Source organism: Frigidibacter sp. MR17.24, from assembly GCF_037095655.1.
Classification (GTDB): Bacteria; Pseudomonadota; Alphaproteobacteria; order Rhodobacterales; family Rhodobacteraceae; genus Frigidibacter.
On record NZ_JBAWKE010000010.1, the window covers coordinates 60,730 to 75,374 of the forward strand.

At 70.9% G+C, this 14,645-nt stretch carries 10 protein-coding genes and 1 pseudogene; 6 read left to right on the top strand and 5 right to left on the bottom strand.

Annotated elements, in window-relative coordinates; translation table 11 throughout:
* Positions 1-161: 161 nt before the first annotated feature.
* Positions 162-1,010, top strand: a pseudogene (locus V8J39_RS20645) (acyltransferase family protein); the annotation flags it as partial.
* Positions 1,011-1,169: 159 nt separating this feature from the next.
* Positions 1,170-2,150, top strand: coding sequence for a sialate O-acetylesterase (locus tag V8J39_RS20650; RefSeq protein ID WP_336462861.1), 981 nt, complete (start codon positions 1,170-1,172; stop codon positions 2,148-2,150).
* Here the strand turns inward: V8J39_RS20650 and V8J39_RS20655 are convergent.
* The 5 genes from V8J39_RS20655 to V8J39_RS20675 form a co-directional block, all read right to left on the bottom strand.
* The gene (locus tag V8J39_RS20655; protein WP_336462862.1) at positions 2,131-2,670 is read right to left on the bottom strand and encodes an acyltransferase; all 540 of its coding nucleotides are present in this window, start codon (positions 2,668-2,670) and stop codon (positions 2,131-2,133) included. The two genes, V8J39_RS20650 and V8J39_RS20655, sit on opposite strands and share 20 nt — an antisense overlap.
* Positions 2,671-2,808: 138 nt before the next feature.
* Positions 2,809-3,072: a spike base protein, RCAP_Rcc01079 family gene (locus tag V8J39_RS20660; RefSeq protein WP_336462863.1), complete on the bottom strand. Its 264-nt coding sequence runs from the start codon at positions 3,070-3,072 to the stop codon at positions 2,809-2,811.
* A gap of 152 nt (positions 3,073-3,224) precedes the next feature.
* Positions 3,225-4,046: a CpsD/CapB family tyrosine-protein kinase gene (locus tag V8J39_RS20665; RefSeq protein WP_336462864.1), complete on the bottom strand. Its 822-nt coding sequence runs from the start codon at positions 4,044-4,046 to the stop codon at positions 3,225-3,227.
* A 16-nt stretch (positions 4,047-4,062) separates the two neighbouring features.
* Entirely contained in the window at positions 4,063-5,595 is a 1,533-nt protein-coding gene (locus tag V8J39_RS20670; RefSeq protein ID WP_336462865.1) for a GumC family protein, read from the bottom strand.
* Positions 5,596-5,608: 13 nt separating this feature from the next.
* Positions 5,609-6,718: an ExeA family protein gene (locus V8J39_RS20675; RefSeq protein WP_336462866.1), complete on the bottom strand. Its 1,110-nt coding sequence runs from the start codon at positions 6,716-6,718 to the stop codon at positions 5,609-5,611.
* Between the two features lie 363 nt (positions 6,719-7,081).
* Here V8J39_RS20675 and V8J39_RS20680 point away from each other — a divergent pair, with 363 nt between their 5' ends.
* The 4 genes from V8J39_RS20680 (at position 7,082) to xrtD (ending at position 14,437) form a co-directional block, all read left to right on the top strand.
* A complete protein-coding gene (locus V8J39_RS20680) occupies positions 7,082-9,628 on the top strand; it encodes a tetratricopeptide repeat protein (RefSeq protein ID WP_336462867.1) in 2,547 nt (848 codons plus the stop codon).
* Positions 9,629-10,109: 481 nt separating this feature from the next.
* Complete coding sequence (locus V8J39_RS20685) at positions 10,110-10,706, top strand: polysaccharide biosynthesis/export family protein (protein ID WP_336462868.1); 597 nt, start codon at positions 10,110-10,112, stop codon at positions 10,704-10,706.
* 114 nt (positions 10,707-10,820) lie between these two features.
* Positions 10,821-12,584 carry a hypothetical protein gene (locus V8J39_RS20690; RefSeq protein WP_336462869.1) on the top strand — a complete coding sequence of 588 codons (1,764 nt, stop codon included), beginning with the start codon at positions 10,821-10,823 and terminating at the stop codon, positions 12,582-12,584.
* 227 nt (positions 12,585-12,811) lie between these two features.
* Complete coding sequence (xrtD, locus tag V8J39_RS20695) at positions 12,812-14,437, top strand: VPLPA-CTERM-specific exosortase XrtD (RefSeq protein ID WP_336462870.1); 1,626 nt, start codon at positions 12,812-12,814, stop codon at positions 14,435-14,437.
* Positions 14,438-14,645 lie beyond the last annotated feature (208 nt).

The window sequence follows — 14,645 nt, forward strand, 5'->3', positions numbered from 1 at the left end:
AAGCCGAAATATGCGCAAAATTGTTGATGGTTTTCTCAAAAATTTCGTCTAAAGCACGGCGGGTATCACGAGAAGATAAATTTTCCGTTAAGAACAGGGGGGAGCCGATTCCCGAGCCCAAATGGTCTTGACGAGGATTTCATGCCATCAGCACGCATGCAGTGGATGGATCTGGCGCGCGGAATTTGCATCGGCTTGTCGTCTTCCTGCACACCTCTTCCGCGCTGTCATTTTTCGCCGAGAAAAATTATCCGGAACCGGCTCGCCTGTTCAACGACATCGTCGGCCCCTACCGGATGCCGTTCCTGATGTTCATGTCGGGCATGTTCCTGCACCGCTCGCTGAACGAGAGCGTGGGCGCGAACATCCGTGGCAAGTTCGACCTGATCTTCTGGCCGTTCCTGATCTGGAGCCTGGTGGTCTATGCCGCCGAAGGCCGGCTGACGCTGGAATACGTGCTCAAGACCCCGATCAGCGCCCCGTCGCTGCTGTGGTACCTCTGGTTCCTGACCGCCTACTACCTGCTGGCGCTGCTCGCGGATCGTCTCAGGCTGTCGTTCCTGGTCTTGGCAGCCGTCTTTCTCGCCGCATCGAGCGTGGCACCCGGGGGGCTGCGCATCGACCGGTTCTGCTTCCTCTTCGCCTTCTTCCTGCTCGGCCATGTCGCCGTGATCCGAGAGGTCAAGGACCGGGTCACGCTGCCCCTGGCCCTCGTCGGGCTCGTCGCCGCCCTGGCCGGCTCCTGGATTTCGGTCCGCTTCGGGACCAGCAAGTACGACCCGCTCTATGCCTGGGCACCGCTCGGGCTGATCGCCTTCGTCCTCTACATCTCGCGCTTCTATCACGAGAGCGCGCTGACCCGTCCCTTCGAATGGATCGGACGCAACTCGATCGTCTTCTACGTCGCCCATTTCCCGGTGCTGGTCTTCCTGGCACGCAAGGTCTTCTTCCAAAGCCCGATTTCCTCCGGCCTGCTCTACGCGATCCTCTTCCTCGTCACCCTGCTGGCCGCGTCGCTGCTGCAGGCGGCGCGATCGCGCAGCCGTGCCGTCGCCGCGCTGTTCGATTTTTCCCTCCTGCGCGGAAGCCCGCGCCCTTCCCCCTCGGCCCAGGCCACCAGCCTGCCGAAGTGAGGGCGTCCTCTCCCGCCAGCCCTTTACGAGACCGTTATGTTCAGACCCACCTGGTTGTTCACCCTCGCCCTGTCCACGCTCGCCGCCACCGGCGGCCTCATGGCGGCGATCAACTCTCCCGCCCCAGCCGAGGCCTATACCGACCTGCGCTACAAGGCGCGCAAGGTGCTGGGACTGGAGAAATACTGGCTGCCCCTTCCGGATGCGACCAAGGTGGCCGGTCTCGTGCCGATCGCCTGTCCCTCGGTGGCCGACACCATCGTCGTCGTCACCGGCGGCCAGTCCAATGCCACCAACGTCATCCCGACACTTCACACGGCAGGGCCCCAGGTTTCCGTGTGGTTCGAGGGCGCCTGCTACCCAGCCGCGGATCCGATCCTTGGCGCCAACAACTCGTCCGGCAGCCTCTGGTCGCTGATGGGGGACAAGCTCGCGACGGCGACGGGCAAGCCTGTGCTGCTGATCAACGGGGGGCTCGGCGGCACCCAGTATGCCGACTGGAACGACACGCGCTCGGGCTATCTCGCGGCCCTCACGCGGCGGATCGAGACCGCCCGCGCGGCCGGATACGAAATAGACCTCGCGCTCTGGCACCAAGGCGAATCCGACGCGCTGATCGAACGCGACCGCAACGTGATCCGCACGGAGCTGTCCACCCTCAGCGAAAAGCTTCTGGACGCGATGCCCGAGGCGCCGCTCTACATGTTCCAGACCACCAAATGCATCGGCGCCCTGCGCGCGAACGGGGTCGAGGAGGTGCGCGCGATCCAGGCGGACGTCGTTCAGGCCCATCCACGGATGGTGCTCGGCATGAACACCGACACGCTCGGCAACGACTATCGCTGGGACACCTGCCACTTCAACAGCCAGGGCCGGGCCGAGATCGTGCGCCAGGTGGTGCCGGCGCTGGTCGGCCTGCTCGATGGCAGGATCCCCGATCCGCCCGAGCCGGGACCGGCCGCCATTGAGCCCGGGCCGGCGGATGCGATGGTCAGCCTCAGCTCCTCATCCGGATGAGCCTTGCGGGGATGCCGGCGACGATCGCGTTCGCCGGCACGTCCTTCGTCACCACCGATCCCGCGCCCACGACGCAGCCGTCGCCCAGCGTCACGCCCGCGGTGATCACCGCCTTGGTGCCGATCCAGCAGTCGGCGCCGATGGTGATGTCGCGCTCGACCATCTCCTGCTCGGTGATCGGGATCCCCGCCGCCAGCCCGTAATCCGCGGCGGTGACGAAGCAGTCGGGCCCGAAGGTGGTGCGCGCACCGACCCGGATCCGGCTGGTCGTGCGCCCCGCCCAGAGCGCGCAGCGCGCGCCCAGCTGCACCTGGTCGCCAAGCTCGATCCGCTCGCCATGCGCGAAGGAGGCGTTGGGCGCGATGCGCACGTCGCGCCCCACCGTCATCGCCGCCCGCGGCCGGACATGGGTGTAGCCGTAGTAGTGCAGCATCCGCAGCGGATGCAGCCAGAGCCGCGGCGCGAGCACCGAGCCCAGGAGCCGCTTCACCTTCACCGCCGGACCGTTCGCCTTGACCATCGTCACCCTCTCTCGCAGATCGGCGAAAGGTAGGCCGACCCCGCCCCGGGGTCCAGATCGGGCGCCCCCCGGCCGGGCGAAAGATCGCCCCGGATCAAGGCTCTGGATCGGGGCGCACCCGGACGGGGGCCGCGCCGGTCAGCGCAGCGCGACGAGGTTGGTGGCGGTGGTGCCGGTGGCCAGCACCTGGTTCAGGCGCAGCGGATAGATCATGCCGCCGGCGAGGTTGCGCAGGGTGACATCGGCGCCCGAGACGAAGCGGACATGCAGGTCGCCGCCGGTGCCGACATAGACGGCGCGCGTCGCCTCGGCGAGGGCCGCGGCGTCGCTGGGCACCAGCGCCGCGCCGTCGCTGGCGGGCGCGGTCAGGTTCGGGGCGTGGGAGGCGAAACGGTCGGCCATGCGCGGGTCTCCTGGCGGCATCGGAACGCCCGCCATCCTGCCGCCCATTGGTTAACGCCGCCCGAGACCAGCGCGCGCAGCCTCCCGAACGCCCCGGCCCCCCCGTTCCGGCACCCTCGGTCCCTGAACCGCAGGCCCCGGAACCGGCCGCCTCAGCGATAGCCGTAGTAGCTGCCGTAGGATTCGTCCTTGGGCAGGAACTGGCACTTGTTGACCACCACGCCCATGACGTTGGTCTGGCTCGCGAGCTCGCGCTCGCAATGGTCGATCTCCTTGATCGAGGTCTGCCCCGCCGCCGCGACCAGCAGCACCGCGTCGAGCTTCGGCGCGATCGCCATCACGTCGTCGCCGGCCTGCATCGGCGGCAGGTCGAACAGCTCGACCGTCGGCGCATAGCGCGCCTCGACCCCCGAGAGCACCTCGTGCACGGCGCCGCCGTGCAGGATCTCGGCCGAGCCCGCCGTCGGCTGCTCGCCGCAGAGCACCGCGAGGTTGGTCCCGAGCCGCCGCGCCCGGGTCTCGAAGCCTTCGGTCCCGGCGAAGAACCCGCCCATGCCGCCGGCCCGGGTCAAGCCGAGCTTTTTGGCCATCGACGGCCGGCGCAGGTCGGTCTCGTAGAGGATCACCGACTGCTCGGCCTGGCGGGCAAGCCCGAGCGCGAGGTTGAGGCAGATCGTGGTCTTGCCGCAGTTCGGCCCCGGCGAGGTGATGCCGATCCGGCGCCAGCCGTTGTCGCGCTGGACCTGCAGCAGCCGGGTGCGCATCACGTCGAAGGCCATGACCACCGAGCCGCCGCCGGCACCGCCACCGGCGAGGATGTGCTCGCGCATCAGCTGGGCGGGATCGGGCACGAAGGGCTCGAGCGCGGACCAGTCGGCGGTGGCGGTGGCGCCCGGCACGGCCATCGGCGCGCGCGGTTCGATCGCCGCGCGCGAGCTGCGGGCCTTGGCAAGGGCTTCCTGGATCTTTTCCATCGGTCGGGTCCTTCCGTCAGCCGATCAGGTCGCGCAGGCGCAGGGCCAGCGCCCCGGGCAGCTGGTCGAGCGGCATCACATAGGTGTTGAGCAGCAGCAGCATCACCGGCACGCCGACCACCACCACCGCCAGCACGCCCCCGACCATCGCCGTGCGCCGGCGCCGCTCGCTGTCGGTGCGGATCAGCGGCAGGCTGGCGAAGGGGGTGATGCCGAGCTTGCTGGTCAGCTCGACCGGCCGCCGGATCGAGCGGTTCAGCAGCTCGAGCAGCGCCACCAGCGCCACGCCGAGGAACAGCCCGCCGCCCAGCCCGCCCAGCGCGATCAGCGTGCGGTTCGGGCTGACCGGGTCGCGCGGCACCGAGGCCTGCTCGATCAGCGTGACCTTCTGGCCCTTCGACATCGCCTCGATCAGGTCGCCGGTGGCGGCCTGGGCGCGGCGGGCGACGGCCTGGTCGTACTGCAGCCTGGCGTTGTCGCGGTCGCGGGCCAGCGCCTCGAGGCTCGCGTCATTGGCGCCGATCTGGGCGATCAGGCCGTTGACCTCGGTCAGCGAGGACTCGACCGCCTGGCGGTTCTGGGCGATCTCGGACAGCTGGGTGTCGTAGCTTGCCAGCTGCACCTGGTAGGGCGTGAGCCCGCTGGCGCCGCCGGCGCCGAGCGAGGCGCGCTCGAGCGAGGCGATCTGGTTCTGCAGCATCAGGATGCGCGGGTTCTGCGCCGAGTAGATCGCCTGCGCCGCCGAAAGCTGGTTGCGCAGCTCCTGCAGCTGGCGCTCGCGCGGGGTGGTCGCCTGGACCTCGCCGTTCGAGGCGATGATCTGGCCCGAGCTCTCGTAGGTCTCGACCATGGTGCGGCGCGCCGCCTGCAGCTGCGCCTCGCGGGTGTTGAGCTCGGTCAGCTGCGTCTGCAGGTCGCCCTGCCGGGTCCGGTTCATCTCCAGGTCGTCGGGCAGGGTGCCGCGGTTGTCCGAGCGGAACTGCAGCAGGCGCTGGTTGGCCTGCGACAGCGCGGTGTCGAGCCGCGAGACCTCCTGTTCGAAGAAGTCGAGCGTGTCGCGCGCCACCGAGGTGCGGATCGCCACGTCCTCGTTCTGGATCATGGTGACCACCTCGTTGGTCACCTGCGCCGCGCGCTGCGGCGAGCGGTCCGAGAAATAGACCGTGACCATGGTCGCGGTCTGCTGGGTGCGCGGCGGCGGGCCCTTCGTGTCGATGTAGAGCCGGCCCTGCAGGTCGGCGACGATCGCGTCGGGCGGCGGCGGGTTCGGCCCGTAGAGCTGCAGCCGGTTGGCCATGTCGATCAGGCTGGCGCGGGTCATGATCCGCTGCTGGATGATCTGCATCTGCTCGACCCCGGCGACCTGCACCGTGGATTCGGCGAGGTTCTCGGGGATCTGGTCGCCCTGCACCACCAGCCGCGCGGTGGCGGAATAGGTCGCGGGCAGGATCGCCGCCACCGTGAAGCCCACCACGGCCCCCAGGACCGCGAAGATCGCGACATAGTGCAGGCGTCGCAGGAACAGCTTGAGGTAGAATGAAATATCCATGTCGGATCCGTCGTCAGTCCCGGGTCACGGGCGTCGTGGCAAAGAAGACGCCATCCTCCAGGACCTCGCGCAGAAGCGGCGCATCGACGGTCTGGAGGTCGGCACTGAAAGCATAGAGCAGCGCGAGGTCGCACAGCCGGTTCACCAGCCGCGGCACCCCGCCGGTCGCATCGTAGATCATCCGGGCGGCGGAGTCCGAGAAGACCGCGGCCCCGTCGGGCGCGCCGGCGACGCTCAGCCGGTGCGCGATGTAGGGGCCGATGCTCTCGGCCCCCAGCGCCGGCAGGTGGAAGCTGGCCGAGATCCGCTGCGCGAACTGCAGCATGTCGGGCCGGCGGATCACGTCGCGCAGCTCGGGCTGGCCCACCAGGACCAGCTGCAGCAGCTCGTCCTTGTTGGAGTTCACGTTGGTGAACATCCGCAGCTCCTCGAGCGACTCGCGGGTCAGGTTCTGCGCCTCGTCGAAGATCAGCACCACCCGGCGGCCGGCGGCATATTCCGCGATCAGGAAGTCCTGGAAGCGGCGGAACAGGTCGACGTAGGTGTCGCCCTGCTCGGCCGGCTGGCGCAGCGCCAGCAGCACCCAGCGCAGCAGCTCGCCCCGCTCGCCCTGGGCATTGGACACCAGCCCGACGGTGACCTCGTCGCCCAGCGCATGCAGCATGTGGTGCAGAAGCGTGGTCTTGCCCGCGCCCACCTCGCCGGTGATCAGCGTGATCGGCGCCAGGGTGATCAGCCCGTATTCCAGCACCGTCTTGGCGCGCTGGTGGCTTTGCGACCAGAACAGGAACTCCGGGTCCGGCACCAGCGAGAACGGCCGCTCGCGCAGGCCGAAATGCGCGGCATAGACATCCGCCGACAACACGCCCCGGCCCGAGCCGAAGTCGTCGCCGCCCTCCCCGCCGGGATCCTCCGCACCGGGATCGTGCACGCCGTGATCCTCCACACCGCGATCGGGACCGCGCGCGCCGACCGGCGGCTCGGGCGCGGGGCGCGACGGGTGGGGCCCGGCCTCGCCGCCGATCCGGGGCACGACCCGCAGCACCGGCTCCGCCGGGGGGGCGGTCGTGTGGTTCGGGTCGGTGTCCTGCGGGCCGCGGCCGCGCCAAAATTTCCGGATCATGTTCAGGGACGACGTCCGTGGCTGCACAAGTTGAATAGCATCTTCCTCGTCCTGACCGCGCACCGCAACCCCGAGGCATGCGGCGCGACGCGGTTTCACCCAATTCTTCGCTGCGGTGCAGATAGACGCAACCTTCCCGCTGTCCACCCCGTGTTTTTTCAACAATCACGGCATGATTTGGCAACATGTGCCGCTTTGCGGTCAATCCGACGGGGATCTGGAGGAAGCGGGTTGCCGCAACCGCAAACTGCGTCATCTTGCGCGCGATCATCTTGTGGCGAGGTCCGGCCCGATCCGGTCCCCGCCGCTATGCAGTTCCCCGCGCCGGCAGTATGCTGCCCGCGTCCCAAGCAGAGAGTGTTCATGCCCGCCACGTTCCGCCCGGTCCTGACCGTCCCCCTCCTGGTCGCGACGCTGCTCGTGAGCGGCTGCAAGACCGACGAGGAGCGGGCGGCCGGCTTCCTGCAGTCGGCCAACGAGCTTCTGGCCGCGGGCGACACCGACCGCGCCATGATCGAGCTGCGCAACGTCTTCCGCTACGACGGCACCAACCGCGAGGCGCGCGAGACCTATGCCCGGCTGCTGACCGAGCGCGGCGAGATCGCCGATGCCTACAGCCAGTACCTGCGGCTGATCGAGCAGAACCCCAACGACCTCGACCTGCGGCTGCGCGTGGCCGAGATGGCGCTCAAGTCCGGCAACTGGGACGAGTTCCAGCGCCACACCGCCGCGGCCGAAGGGATCGAGCCGCGCAATCCCGCCGTGCGCGCGCTGGTGCTGGCGCGCGACTACCGCGAGGCCGTGCAGCGGCGCGACGCCGCCAAGCGGTCCTCGATCGCCGATTCCGCGCGGGTGATGCTGGCCTCGTTCCCCGATCTGCAGGTCGCCCGCCGCATCGTGATCGACGAGACCCTCGCCGGGCCCAGGCCCCTCGACGCGCTGCCCGAGGTCGAGGAGGCGCTGACGCGCGAGCCCGCGGCCTACGAGCTGAACCTGCTGAAGTTCCGCCTGCAGGTGCAGGCCGGCGATCTCGAGGCCAGCGGCGCGCAGATCCGCGCGATGTACGAGCGCTGGCCGGAGAATGCCCAGGTGCGCGGGCTGATGGTGGCCTGGCTGCGCGAGACCGGCGACACCGCCGGGGCCGAGGCCTTCCTGCGCCGCATCGCCGGGCCCGACGACGGCGCGGTCGACGGCCACCTGATGCTGGTGCAGTTCCTGCGCCAGACCGGCGGCGACGCCGCCGCCCTGGCCGAGCTCGACCGGCTGATCGCGGCCAACGGCGCGACCGAGGCCGGGCGGACCTATGTCTCGACCCGGGCCGGGATGGTCTTCGACCAGGGCGACCGCGACGGCGCGATCGCGCAGCTGCAGTCCACGCTCGAGGGGGCCGAGCCCTCGCAGGTCACCGACCGGACCCGGGTGATGCTGGCGCGGATGCTGCTGGCGACCGGCGACCGCGTCGGCGCCCGCGCCCAGGTCGAGCAGGTGCTGGGCCACGACAGCGGCCAGATCGACGCGCTGAAGCTGCGCGGGCGCATGCTGATCGACGAGGACAAGCCCGGCGACGCGATCATCTCGCTGCGCCAGGCCCAGGGCCAGGCCGCCGGCGACCCCGAGATCCCGACCCTGCTCGCCGAGGCGCATTTCCGCGCCGGCGACGCGGAACTCGGCGGCCAGATGCTGGCCCAGGCGGTCAGCGCCTCGGGCAACGCGGCCGCGGAATCGCTGCGCTACGCCAGCTACCTGCTGCAGGACGGGCGCACCAATGCCGCGAGCGGCGTGCTGGCCCAGGCCCGCCGCGTCACCCCCGATGACGTGCGCCTGATCGGCCTGCAGGCCAACATCGCGCTGCAGGCCAGCGACTGGACCACCGCGGCCCAGCTCCTGGAACAGCTGCGCCGGATCGACACGCCCCAGGCCCAGGACACCGCCCGCCGGCTGCAGGCCGCGCTGCTGACCGGCCAGAACCGCTTCGACGAAAGCATCGACTTCCTGCGCGGCCTCGTCACCCAGAACGACAACTCGGCCCAGAGCGTGGCCCAGGTGCTGCAGGCCCAGATCCAGGCCGGCCGCACCGACGAGGCGCGCAGCTATCTCGACGGCCTTCTGGCCGACAAGCCCGACGACCGCGACCTGCGCCTGCTCAGCGGCACGCTCGACGCCCTGCGCGGCGAGAACGAGGCCGCCGAGCGCGCGCTGCGCAAGCTCAACGACGAGACCCCCGGCAACGAGCAGGTGATCCGCATCCTGTTCGGCGTGCTGCAAAGCCAGGGCCGCGCCGACGAGGCGGCCGAGGTGCTGGCCGCCGGGCTCGCCGCCAACCCGACCTCGCGCCGGCTGCGCTGGATCCAGGCCGGCGAGTTCGAGCGCACCGGCAAGATCGAGGAGGCGATCGGCCTCTACGAACAGCTCTATGCCGAGAACAGCGACGACGTGGTCATCGCCAACAACCTCGCCAGCATGATCACCGGCTATCGCGACGACCCCGAGAGCCTCGAGCGCGGCTACACGATCGCGCGGCGGCTGCGCACGCTCAACCACCCGGCCTACCAGGACACCTACGGCTGGATCATCTACCGGCGCGGCGACGTGCGCGGCGCGCTGACCTATCTCGAGGCCGCCGCCCGCGGCCGGTCGAACGACCCGCTGATCCAGTATCACCTCGCCGTGGTCTACGACGCGCTGAAGCGGCCGGCCGATGCCGCGCCGCACCTGCGCCGCGCCCTCGAGATCGCGGGCGACAGCGCGCTGCCGCAGATGGAGGCCGCGCGCGAGATGCTGGCCCGGATCGAGAGCGGCACCCCGCCCGCGGGCGCGCCCGACGCGGCCCCCGCCGGCGCGCCCGACGGCGCCCCCGCCGCCGCCCCGACGGACCCCGCCCGCCCCGGCACGGAAGCGACCGACGGCTGAGGCGACCGACTGCTGAGGCCGCCGACCCGATTGCGCAAGGAAGCGCCCCGCCCTCCGGGACCGCCCCCGGAAACTTGGGGGGCGCTCGCGGAACGGCAGGTGACCGGCGGGCAGCCCGACAGGTGGCTGGCAGGTGGTCGGCGGGTGGCTGGCAGGTGGTCGGTGGGTGGTCGGTGGGCCCGGCCCCCGTCCGCCACCCCTCTGCGGCCATCCTGGCCGGCGGCGCCGGAGGGCGCCGGGGCCCCGCACCGGATCCTGCACCGGATCCTGCCCGGAACCCTGCGCGGAACCCTGCCCGGGACCCTGTCGGGGCTGTGACCTCTGCGGCACGACGCCGGGGTAACTCGCCGATCCGGCAAAATCCCCTTTTTCCGCGCCCTTGCCGCCCGTAGTCTTCGCGCGAACGCGGTCGGGCCCGGCCCGCCCCCGGCAGACCGCCGCCAGACCGCAGGCGCCCTGCCTTCCGAGGAGATGTGACACGATGAAATTCCTGAAGGCCCTGCTGGCCCTGACCCTGACCACCCTGACGCTGGCCCTGCCCGCCCAGGCCCAGAGCTACCGGGTCCAGCCCGGCGACGTGCTGCGCATCGAGGTGATCGAGGATGCCGGCCTGAACCGCGACGTCCTGGTCTCGCCCGACGGCACGATCAACGTGCCGCTGGCCGGCAGCCTCTCGGCCGCGGGCCGCTCGACCGGCGCGATCCAGTCCGACCTGGCCGAGCGGCTGTCGCCGAACTTCGCCTCGCGCCCCAACGTCTACGTCTCGCTCGGCCAGCTGGCCCAGGGCAGCGAGGCCGAGGCCGAGACGATCACCGTCTACATGACCGGCGAGATGGGCCGCCCCGGCGCGATCGAGGTCAAGCCCGGCACCACCTTCCTGCAGGCGGTCGCCGCCGCCGGCGGCCTGACCAGCTTCGCCGCCCAGAAGCGGCTGCTGCTGCAGCGCAACGTCGGCGGCAAGGCGATGACCTACCGCTTCAACTACCGCGCCATCACCCAAGGCGGCAGCCAGGCCGGCCTGACGCCGCTGCGCGAGGGCGACGTGATCGTCGCGCCGCAGCGCGGCCTGTTCGAGTGATGTCGCACCGATGACCCGGCGGCGGCCGGCCCCAGCCCGGGGGCCCGGCCGCCGCACCGCATTTCCCGCCCGTCACCCCCGCCAGAAGGGGTCAGGCCAGAAGGACAGTCGAGCATGCGTCTTTTCCCCACCCGCCCCGTCCGGCCGACGTCCCTGCGGCCGACGTCCCTGCGGCCGACGTCCCTGCGACCGACACCGGTCCGGCTCGCCCTCGGCCTCTCGCTCGCCGGCACGCTTGCGACGATCCTCGCCGCCCCGGGCTGGGGCCAGGACGCGGCGACCACCACGACGGGCACCACGACGGGCAGCACGACGGGCAGCACGACGGGTACAACGGCGGGTACAACGGCGGGCACCACCACCGGCACCACGACGGGCGGCACCACCGGCACCACGGCGACAGGCCCGCTGCTCGGCACCCTGCCCGCGGCCCGTCAGGCCGCCACCGGGACACCCGCCACAGACGGGACCGCCGATGAGGCGGACACCGGGGATGACACCCAGGATGACACCGCCACCGGACCGGGGATGGCCGACTACCCGCTGGGCGAGACCGTCGACGGCATGGCGTTCGACAGCACCGCCGCCGACATCGCCGCCGGCCGCGCCTCCTGGCAGGCCGCGACCGCCAGCCGCGAGACCCCGGTGCAGCGCGCCCGCTCGCTGGCCGGCGCCGCGCCCACCGTCCGCGCGGCGGGCCGCGCGCGGCCGGCGGCCGGGCGCCAGCCGCGGCTGAGCTTCGGGCTGACCCAGTCCCTGCGCAGCGTCGAGAACCTCGACCTCGACCCCGAGAGCCGCGGCCGCACCACCCTGGCCGAGACCGACATGGTCCTGCGCTGGCGCGAGTATCAGGGGCTGAACAGCTTCCGCCTCGACTTCGGCACCACGCTGCGCGGCTCGGACGGGCCCGCGACCACCAGCGACGGCCTGCGCGACCCCTTCGTCGCCTTCGGCTGGGAACGCAGCAACGGCAGCGCCCGGATCGGGCTCGACCTGCGCTATGCCAAGGTCGACCAGTCCTCGCTCAGCTACCGCAGCGTCGACGTGACCGACCCCGATCCCGAAGCCTATGACGTGACCGGCACCCGCACCCAGCGCAGCGCCGGGCTGTCGCTCGGGTTCGGGCTCGACGGCCCGCTGGCCACCAGCCTCGGCTACACCGCCTCGCAGACCGACTACAGCGGCGACACCACCCGCGACGGCTCGCGCACCGACACCGCCAGCCTGGGCTTCAACGCCCGCCTCGCCCCGGCGCTGACCGGCTCGCTCGGCTTCGGCTACCAGGTCTACGAAAGCGACACCCCCGGCGAGGACACGACCCGGACCCCGACCGTCAACCTCGGCCTGACCCGCGACCGCCCGGCCGGCGCGCTGACCGCCAACCTCGGCTACGAGGACCGCGACGAGGGCCAGCTGGTGAACCTGACCTTCGGCGGGCTCGAGGAACGCGCCCACGGCAGCGTCTCCTGGCAGCTCGGCGCCAGCGACTTCGACGGCGAGACCAACCTGATCGGCGCGCTGGGCTGGAGCCGCGATCTGCCCACCGGCACGGTCTCGCTCGAGGCGACGCGGGCGGTGCGGACCTCGGACCAGAACGAGAGCCGGCTGGTCACGGCCTTCAGCTTCGACTACCGCCACGCGCTGACCCAGGTCGACAGCCTCGGGCTCGGGCTCGGCTACACCGAATCCGAAAGCGTGGGCAGCGACGACAGCAGCGCCAACGGCTCGCTGCGGATGAGCTGGAACCGCGAGCTGACCCAGGACTGGACGCTGAGCACCGGCTACGAATACCGCCGCCGCGAGGAGACCGGGGTCGAGGACGCGGATTCGAACAGCCTGTTCCTGACCATCGGGCGCGACTTCGTGCTGCTGCGCTGACGCGGCGCCGGGCCGCCACCGGCCCAGCCTCGTCCGGGGCCTCGTCCGGGGCGTCGTCCGGGGGCATCGTCACGGGCGTCTTCCCGGGCTTCGGCATGAACGCCGGCACAATCCGGCGCGCATGACGCGATTGTGCCCGCCCGCGTCCGGCGGCGCAGCCCTTCCGGTCGCCTTTCGCCGCACCGCCGCTATAGTGAGGGCGACAGTTCCGCAGCCAGGGCTCCGCCATGACCGATACGACATCTTCCGCCGGCAGCCTGCGCGAGCGTCTCGACCCCGCGGGGCTGGCCTGGTTCGCGCTGCTGGTGCTGGCGCCGATCCCGGTGTTCTGGCTGGGCTTCGTGTCGCTGGCCCAGGCCTGGTCGACGCCGGAATACAGCCACGGGCCGCTGATCCCGCTGATCTCGCTCTATCTCTACCTGCGCGAGCTGCGCAACAACACCACCACCTTCGGCCACCGCACCGCCGCCGCGGCCGCCGCCGCCCCGGGGCGGCGGATCTATTGGCCCGGGATCGCGGTGCTGCTGGCCGGACTCGCCGTGGCGATCCTCGGCACGCTGATGCGCATCCCCGACATCGTCACCTACGCGATCATCATCTGGTGCATGGGCGTGGTGCTGGTGGTCTTCGGCTGGCACGAGGGCAAGGCGCACTGGGCGCCGGTGCTGCACCTGGTCTTCATGCTGCCGCTGCCGCAGATGCTGTACTGGAAGCTGACGATCGTGCTGCAGCTGGTCTCGTCGGAACTCGGGGTCTGGTTCATCCGCCTCGCCGACGTGCCGGTGTTCCTGGAAGGCAACGTCATCGACCTCGGGGTCTACAAGCTGCAGGTGGCCGAGGCCTGCTCGGGCCTGCGCTACCTGTTCCCGATCCTGTCCTTCTCCTACCTGACCGCGATCCTCTACCGCGGGCCGTTCTGGCACAAGGCGCTGCTGTTCGTGATGGCCGCGCCGCTCACCGTCTTCATGAACTCGTTCCGCATCGGCGTGATCGGGGTCATGGTCAACAGCTACGGCATCGAGCAGGCCGAGGGCTTCCTGCACTTCTTCGAGGGCTGGATCATCTTCCTCAGCTGCATCGCGATCCTGTTCCTGACCGCGATGGGCCTGCAGCGGCTGACCCGCGCGCCGAAGTCGCTGTCCGAGACGATCGACCTCGACTTCGACGGGCTCGGGCCGCAGCTGCGCCGGATGCTGGGCATCGCGCCCTCGCGCGGGCTGATCGGCGCGGCGCTGCTGTCGCTCGCGGTGGCGGCGGCCTTCGTGCTGGTGCCGCCGCCCGAGCGCCACCAGGTCACCCGCGACAGCTTCAGCCTGTTCCCGCAGCGCTTCGGCGACTGGCAGGGCCAGCCGCAGCCGCTCGATCCGCAGATCGTGCAGGTGCTGGCCGCGACCGACTACATCAACACCACCTATGTCGCGCCGGGCCAGGACGCGGGCGTGAACCTGTTCTCGGCCTGGTATGCCAACCAGACCGACGGCACCGGCATCCACTCCCCCGAGGTCTGCCTGCCGGTCGGCGGCTGGGAGATCGCGAGCCTGACCCAGAAGACGGTCTCGTTCCCCGACACGCCCTATGGCGATTTCGCGGTGAACCGGGCGGTGATCCAGAACGGCATGTCCCAGCAGCTGGTCTATTACTGGTTCGAGCAGCGCGGCAAGCGGATGACCAACGACGTGCTGGCGAAGATGAGCGTGATGTGGGACAGCCTGGTGCATGGCCGCACCGACGGCGCGCTGGTGCGGGTGATCACCCCGATCCGCGAGGGCGAGACCGAAGACCAGGCCGAGGCGCGGCTGACCGACCTGCTGCGCCAGGCGCTGCCGCAGCTGCCGGGCTACATCCCGAACTGAGCGCCCCCATGCCCGCCCCCCGACGCCCCGACGACCGGCCCGACGACCGGTCGGACGACTGCCCCGCCGACCGACCTGCCGACACGCCCGGCGCGGGCCGGCGTCCGCCCGGGGCGGGGGAACCGGCGGGGCCCGTCTCCCCTTCCGCAGACCCATTTGCAGACCCTTTTCCAGACCCTTCCCCGAGCCTGTCCGGCGCCGCCAGGGC

What these genes read in the sequence shown, in the direction of transcription:
- V8J39_RS20650 (WP_336462861.1), top strand. Translation starts at nt 1,170, where the DNA reads ATGTTCAGACCCACCTGGTTGTTCACCCTCGCCCTGTCCACGCTCGCC.
- V8J39_RS20655 (WP_336462862.1), bottom strand. Translation starts at nt 2,670, where the DNA reads ATGGTCAAGGCGAACGGTCCGGCGGTGAAGGTGAAGCGGCTCCTGGGC.
- V8J39_RS20660 (WP_336462863.1), bottom strand. Translation starts at nt 3,072, where the DNA reads ATGGCCGACCGTTTCGCCTCCCACGCCCCGAACCTGACCGCGCCCGCC.
- V8J39_RS20665 (WP_336462864.1), bottom strand. Translation starts at nt 4,046, where the DNA reads ATGGAAAAGATCCAGGAAGCCCTTGCCAAGGCCCGCAGCTCGCGCGCG.
- V8J39_RS20670 (WP_336462865.1), bottom strand. Translation starts at nt 5,595, where the DNA reads ATGGATATTTCATTCTACCTCAAGCTGTTCCTGCGACGCCTGCACTAT.
- V8J39_RS20675 (WP_336462866.1), bottom strand. Translation starts at nt 6,718, where the DNA reads ATGATCCGGAAATTTTGGCGCGGCCGCGGCCCGCAGGACACCGACCCG.
- V8J39_RS20680 (WP_336462867.1), top strand. Translation starts at nt 7,082, where the DNA reads ATGCCCGCCACGTTCCGCCCGGTCCTGACCGTCCCCCTCCTGGTCGCG.
- V8J39_RS20685 (WP_336462868.1), top strand. Translation starts at nt 10,110, where the DNA reads ATGAAATTCCTGAAGGCCCTGCTGGCCCTGACCCTGACCACCCTGACG.
- V8J39_RS20690 (WP_336462869.1), top strand. Translation starts at nt 10,821, where the DNA reads ATGCGTCTTTTCCCCACCCGCCCCGTCCGGCCGACGTCCCTGCGGCCG.
- xrtD (WP_336462870.1), top strand. Translation starts at nt 12,812, where the DNA reads ATGACCGATACGACATCTTCCGCCGGCAGCCTGCGCGAGCGTCTCGAC.